At 70.2% G+C, this 5533-nt stretch carries 8 protein-coding genes; 4 read left to right on the top strand and 4 right to left on the bottom strand.

Annotated elements, in window-relative coordinates; translation table 11 throughout:
• From AC13HU_RS31220 to AC13HU_RS31210, 3 genes are all read left to right on the top strand, one after another.
• Positions 1 to 184, top strand: a 184-nt coding sequence (locus AC13HU_RS31220; RefSeq protein ID WP_483045336.1) for a hypothetical protein, incomplete at its 5' end; no start/stop codon positions are given.
• A 1052-nt stretch (positions 185 to 1236) separates the two neighbouring features.
• Positions 1237 to 1944 carry a hypothetical protein gene (locus AC13HU_RS31215; RefSeq protein ID WP_483045335.1) on the top strand — a complete coding sequence of 236 codons (708 nt, stop codon included), beginning with the start codon at positions 1237 to 1239 and terminating at the stop codon, positions 1942 to 1944.
• A 2-nt stretch (positions 1945 to 1946) separates the two neighbouring features.
• Complete coding sequence (locus tag AC13HU_RS31210; RefSeq protein WP_483045337.1) at positions 1947 to 2414, top strand: MarR family transcriptional regulator; 468 nt, start codon at positions 1947 to 1949, stop codon at positions 2412 to 2414.
• Between the two features lie 337 nt (positions 2415 to 2751).
• Here AC13HU_RS31210 and AC13HU_RS31205 read toward each other — a convergent pair whose 3' ends face one another.
• Positions 2752 to 3531 carry a hypothetical protein gene (locus AC13HU_RS31205; RefSeq protein WP_483045334.1) on the bottom strand — a complete coding sequence of 260 codons (780 nt, stop codon included), beginning with the start codon at positions 3529 to 3531 and terminating at the stop codon, positions 2752 to 2754.
• A 239-nt stretch (positions 3532 to 3770) separates the two neighbouring features.
• Here AC13HU_RS31205 and AC13HU_RS31200 point away from each other — a divergent pair, with 239 nt between their 5' ends.
• Complete coding sequence (locus AC13HU_RS31200; protein ID WP_483045333.1) at positions 3771 to 4064, top strand: hypothetical protein; 294 nt, start codon at positions 3771 to 3773, stop codon at positions 4062 to 4064.
• Positions 4065 to 4077: 13 nt separating this feature from the next.
• Here AC13HU_RS31200 and AC13HU_RS31195 read toward each other — a convergent pair whose 3' ends face one another.
• The 3 genes from AC13HU_RS31195 to AC13HU_RS31185 form a co-directional block, all read right to left on the bottom strand.
• Complete coding sequence (locus AC13HU_RS31195) at positions 4078 to 4773, bottom strand: hypothetical protein (protein ID WP_483045332.1); 696 nt, start codon at positions 4771 to 4773, stop codon at positions 4078 to 4080.
• 134 nt (positions 4774 to 4907) lie between these two features.
• Positions 4908 to 5171, bottom strand: coding sequence for a hypothetical protein (locus AC13HU_RS31190; protein ID WP_483045331.1), 264 nt, complete (start codon positions 5169 to 5171; stop codon positions 4908 to 4910).
• Positions 5168 to 5479: a DUF6247 family protein gene (locus AC13HU_RS31185; RefSeq protein ID WP_483045330.1), complete on the bottom strand. Its 312-nt coding sequence runs from the start codon at positions 5477 to 5479 to the stop codon at positions 5168 to 5170. The genes AC13HU_RS31190 and AC13HU_RS31185 overlap by 4 nt, the downstream gene beginning before the upstream one ends.
• Positions 5480 to 5533: the final 54 nt, after the last annotated feature.

The raw sequence follows: 5533 nt of genomic DNA, 5'->3' as shown, positions 1-5533 counted from the left end.
GAGCGGGTCCTGCGGCGGCAAGCCGCCGCAAAGCGAAATGCATTTCGCAAGCGAAATGCGGATTCCGGCGCAAGCGCCGGAATGGAATTGCGCTTCGCGCAATTCAACCGCTAAGGCAATACGCGCTCCGCGCGAATTGCCGGTTTTCCCGCAAGCGGGAAAACCCGAAAAGCAGGCAGGCTAGGAGGGGGAGGTGCATCACGCGCGGACCCGTGTAAACCCTGGAAGTTCCAGCCACCACCCCCCGATGACAGAACGTCACCCACCCGCCGGACCGGGGCCGGCCCCACCGCAGGGAACGGGCTCCGCTACGCTCCACCCGAACCCCTCCTCTACCGATCGGGCAGTCAACCGCACCACCCGCAGCAACACCACGACCACATCAGCATACACGCGAAGTTCGTCCCGTGCGCCAGGATGAGGCAACCGTCACCCGTACTGACGAACCGGGCGCGTGCGTGCTGCTTCGCATTGATGCACTGTGTAGAGTTTGGGACTGATCACCACCCCTGCCCCTCGCACCTCCGCCGGGATTTCAATCCTCCATGGCGCGAATAAAGCGCGGTGTTTTCGGTGAAAGAGAATACCGGAGAATGATGATCGACAACCGCCCATTGAATACCTCAGCCGTAGAACAGAAGGCACGATATGCCAGAGGTTGAATTACATGGTGCGGAGGTGCCGGAGCCGCGCGGCCGCCAGGCCGGGCGGCGGAACCCCCGCCGGGGCCGGCCACGCCAGTTGCTGTTCGTACGTCACGGCTGGTACCGCCCGAGACTCAGGACCGCTGGTGCTGTCCCGAAGCCCGCAGGCCGCCCACCGGGCCGCACGCGAAGCCTGGCGCGCCACGACGGGGTCCGGCCCGCAGTCTGGCCACCGGCGTATAAGAGGGTACGGAGATCGATCATCGCAGGTCAGACAGGGTACGGCTGGCGAGGTATGCCCCCTCAGCAGGGACAGATCGACGTCGGTGTGTCGCTCCTAGTGGTGCATATCGACGGCGGAATGTCGGCAGGGCCGACACCAACAGCCCGGAAACGTCAGCCAGACCGACATTCCGGGGCGGCGTGGGCCCCGCACGGCTCGAGGGCCCGACGGCGGGAGCGGAAGACACGTTGTGTCCCCCCACGCGGGACACAAGACACGCGGAACGTCAGCGAGACCGACGTTTATGTCGGTGCGGCTGACATACTGCTGCCGCCCGTGATCACCGAAGGAGAGAGGAGCGCAGCGACCGTGTCAGCCGAACCGCAGGGCAAGCAGCCGGGTCCGAGGCGCGCGCCGCGTCCTCAGCAGCCGGTCGACGACGCTCTCCAGGCGTGGGCAGCGCCCATCGCCCCGGTGAAGGGCCTGGACGACGTCGCACGGCGGTTCCCGGGGCGGAAGCTGACGCTGGAGGGGGAGCGCAAGCCGCTGGAGTTCTACGGGACCGCGGAGCAGCCGAACGCCTTCTCCATGGACTCCCTGGAGTTCCTGTTCCTGATCGCGCAGTATTTCCGCGAGGCGCTGCCGCTGCGGATGATCCTGCTGCTAATCGCCTGCCAGCGGGCCGGAGGCCGGATCTACCTGACGCAGGATGAGATGGCCACCGTCCTGGACGTCAGCCGGACCAGGGCGTCGGAGACGCTGCAGGTGGTCATGAGCCACGGGATCGTCTTCAAGGTCAAACGTGGCTGCTACCAGTTCAACCCGCCCTACTCGTACCGGGTGGCAGAGTTCATCCCCGGCACCGAGGCCGCCGGCACCGCGAGCGAGTACGTGAAGGTGGAGCAGCACGACACCATCACCAAGATCCGCAAGGATGAGTCCCTGCCGGACCTGGTGCGGTTCCCGTCTCTGGAGCACATGCGGCGGGCGATCGAGGAGCTGCGTCAGGAACGGGCCAAGGAGCGTGCTGCGCGCCGTCTGGAGCGCGCTGCGCGCCAGCAGGAGGGGGAACAGTGAGCATGCTGCGATTCGCCGCGGTCAACGCCGACGGGCTCCTTGCCGACCTGGATCTGCCGCCAGCGGCGTACCGGGCGCTGCTGAAGCTGCGGGCGCACAGCGAGGCCGGCGGCCGTATCACCATCGACCAGGCCGCCATCGGCCAGCTCCTGAACCTCAGCCGTCCCAGCGTGAACGCCGCGCTGCGCAGTCTGGAGCTGGCCAAGCTCGTCACCAAGGTCCGCAACGGCGTCTACCAGATCAACCCGATGCTGGCCGGCTACAGCTCCCCCGAGGACGCCGTCGCCGCGGTCAACGCCATGCCCAAGGGCGACCGCCTGGACGTGCCCGGCTTCGTGGACAACTACCACCAGGCCGTCGCCGACTACCAGGACCAGCTCGCCCGGCAGCGCAAGAAGCGCGCCGACCAGGCCGCGGCGAAGAAGGCCGCAGCCACCAAGCGGCGCAGCACGCTGCACGCCGTCGGCTGATCACGCTCGCCGCCGGCTACCGGAGATCGCAGCAGCGGTTATCACCCGGGGGTGATACGGGCCTGCCGATTGTTCCCCTGCTGCACAGGAAAGTGCAGCAGGGGAACAACTCGCGGCGTACGCAGCAACCGACCGTGCTGCACCGACCGCAACGGGCTGCTACCTGTGCAGCACTCCCGTGCGCCGCCTCAGCGGTGCAAATGCTGTGCAGCTTCCGGATCAACCGAGCAGCGGCACATGCTGCATCACGTTGCACCGTGCTGCTACACGGCTCACGGAGCAGCAGTACCCGCTGCACCGCGCTGCTTCCGGCTGCTGCTCGCCGTGTCCAACTCCGTTACAGCACGGTGCCGTGCAGGGCGCGGCGGTCGCCGGACATCGCGTAGCGGCGGGCGGCCAGGCCGTGCTCGAGGTCCTCGCCGATCTGCTCGCACAGCGGGGCCAGGACGTTGGCGGCCTCGGTGTCGGACAGGTACGCGGGGGCGACTTCGAGCATCAGCTCGCCGACCGCGTGGGTGGCGGCGGCGAGGTTGTCGACGACGGCGCGCAGCGCGGCAAGCTCGGGGTCGGCCGGCGGATCGGCGGGCGGCGGGGCTGTGCGGACGTCGCGGACGGCCTGGCGGACTACGGCGCGCACCGTGGCCGTGTCGAGGGACTGGAGGCCGCTGTGGGCGAGCGTGGCGAGTCGGCGGGTGATCAGCTCTGCGACGTCGCTGCTGCGGCTGGAGACGGCGATCAGGGCGCGTTGGGACAGGCCGTAGTCGAGCGCGGCCGCGGCGGCCGGGCCGGTGTCTCGCATGAGAGACACTTCGGTGCCGGCGGCGACCGCGTCGTGGATCGTGGCCAGGGCGCGGGCGACGTCCAGGAGCCGGTACGCCTGAGCGCGGGAAATGCCGAACTCCGCGTCGCAGTACGCCTCCCAGGATCCGTAGCCGAGCGGCACCCAGACGCGCGCGGCGTGCGCGGCACGGACCCGGGCAGCCAGGACGGCGACCGTGCGCCGGACGTCGGCCATCGCCTCGCGCAGCCCGGCCGTCATCTCCCGGGCGCCGGCGGCGTCCAGCGGCGGCCGCGCCGGTTCGCCGACGTGCTCCTGGTCCTGCTCGTGCCCGCCCATGTCCCCATCGTCGCGCGCGCCGCCTGGCGGGACCAGGGCGTACGGAAGCGCGGGGCGCGAGCTCCACTCCCACACCCTCACAGCCTCACAGATCACCCCGCTCACCTGGGGAAACGGCCTGTGAGCCTGATAGACCTCACAGGCCGGGGCTGCGCGTGGCCACCTGTGGCCGCTCGAGGTCTGGCAGGCTGTGGCGCGCGGGGAGCTGCCGTGTCTCGCCGCAGGAGGGGGCGCGGGTAGTGGGGATCGAACGTGAGCCGGCGGAGGTGCGGATCCCCAAGGCCGCGCTGGACGCCTTCGCCGCGGCGTTGAGCGTGCAGACGGTGGCGATGCGGGCCTGGCCCGATGGCATCGAGTGGATGTACCCCGTGGGCTCGTGGGAGCAGCCGCACTTGGAGGTGGCTCTCATGCCCGGCGGTGAGGAGGTGTGGTTGCGGATGTCCACCGACCGCTCCAGCTTCGCGGTGTGGACGATCCAGCAGTGGTGGGACTTCGCCGGGCAGCTGCCTGGCGCGGCGCCGCCGCAGGCCTGAGCCGCGAGCGGGCTCAGCCCTTGGTGATGATCCGGCTGATGTCGAACGGGATTTCCTCCGCCAGGTGGAACAGCGGCTCCAGGACGCCTTCGTACACGGGGTCGGTGTAGGGCGGGCAGTGCTCGGTCAGCAGGCAACCGGCGGCTTCGTCCTTGGTGCGGGGGAATGGGGCGTCCACGTCCGTGGCGAGCTCCAGGACAAGGTCGATCGCGTCGTCCACGCCGTCGCGCACCTGCTTCCACCGCTGTGCGGTGCGGGGCCGCTTGTCGGGGAGGTCGTGTTCACTCTCCGGCAGCAGGTCGGCCACCGGTACCGACAGCGCCGCGTGCAGCCGGCCCAACGTCGGCTCCTGACACAGCTCCTCCACAGTCGCGGCCGTCAAGGGCGGCGTCCCCTCCACGACGCGCTGCAGGAGGGTGACGCCCAGGACGACCGCCGCGGCCGTGTAGCGCCAGGCGACCAGCGCCACGTGCCGCTCGTAGGCGGTCGCGCCGTGCGCGATCTCCTGGACGGCCTGCCCGTAGAACGGGAACGTCGTGCTCGCCTCGTGCACGTCGGCCACATCACTGCCGGTTGTGAGCCGGTCCCACAAAGCGCCCGCCGACCGCAGTTCGTACCGCGCGGTCAAGAACGCCGCGTTCAACGACCGCAGCGCCCCCAGCTCGGTCGTCGTCAGCGGGCCGCGCTCATCGAACTGTGCAAACCGCATCGTCACTCCCCGCCCCGGGTCCGGATCAGTCCCCGGCACGCTACCGGGCTCTGCGGCGGCGGGTGGCTACGATGCGAAACGCCCCGCCCCCGGCATCTCGAGTGCCGGGGACGGGGCGCTGTTCGTGCGGGTGGCTATCCGAGCCAGACGATCTCCAGCACGACCAGGTGCCGGCTGCTGCGGTTGACGAAGTACACGACGGACAGTTGGCCGATCGAGGCGGCGCGGACGTCCTCGCCCTCGGGATCGTCGGTGTTCCACTGGGGCCAGCCCCACGGGGTGCGGGAGGCGATGTCCAGGACGTCGCGGACCATCTCCGTCGCGTGCGGCGGGAGCTCCGTGAGCGTCTTGCCGGCCTGTGGTGACAGCCGGGCCGGCCACGGGTCGGCGGCGCTCACGGGCGGGGCCCGAGAACGTCCTCCAGGGCGACGAAGCCGGTCTCGTCCATCCCGCTGTCGAAGAAGGCGTCGACGGCCGGGGCCGCGGCCGCGCGCAGTTGCCAGGTGCGGACGACGTCGTGCAGCGGGGTCAGGGAGTAGGAGTGCCGGGAGTCCTCCAGGGCTTTGTTCCAGTCCCGTTCGAACGCCGGCACCCACCGGTCGGCGCGTCGGTCGGCGCGCAGCACGGCGAGCAGCTGCGCGGCGGCGGCCGGGCCGGGCGGCGGCATGGGGGCATCGGTGGGAGCGTGGTCGGGCTGTGCGCTCATCGGCGGCCTCCTGGCGGGTCCTACGGCCACGGTACGGGCCGGTGGGGGCGGTGG

The organism is Streptomyces sp. NH27 (genome assembly GCF_056859195.1).
This window is presented reverse-complemented; position numbering and strand designations above follow the sequence as displayed.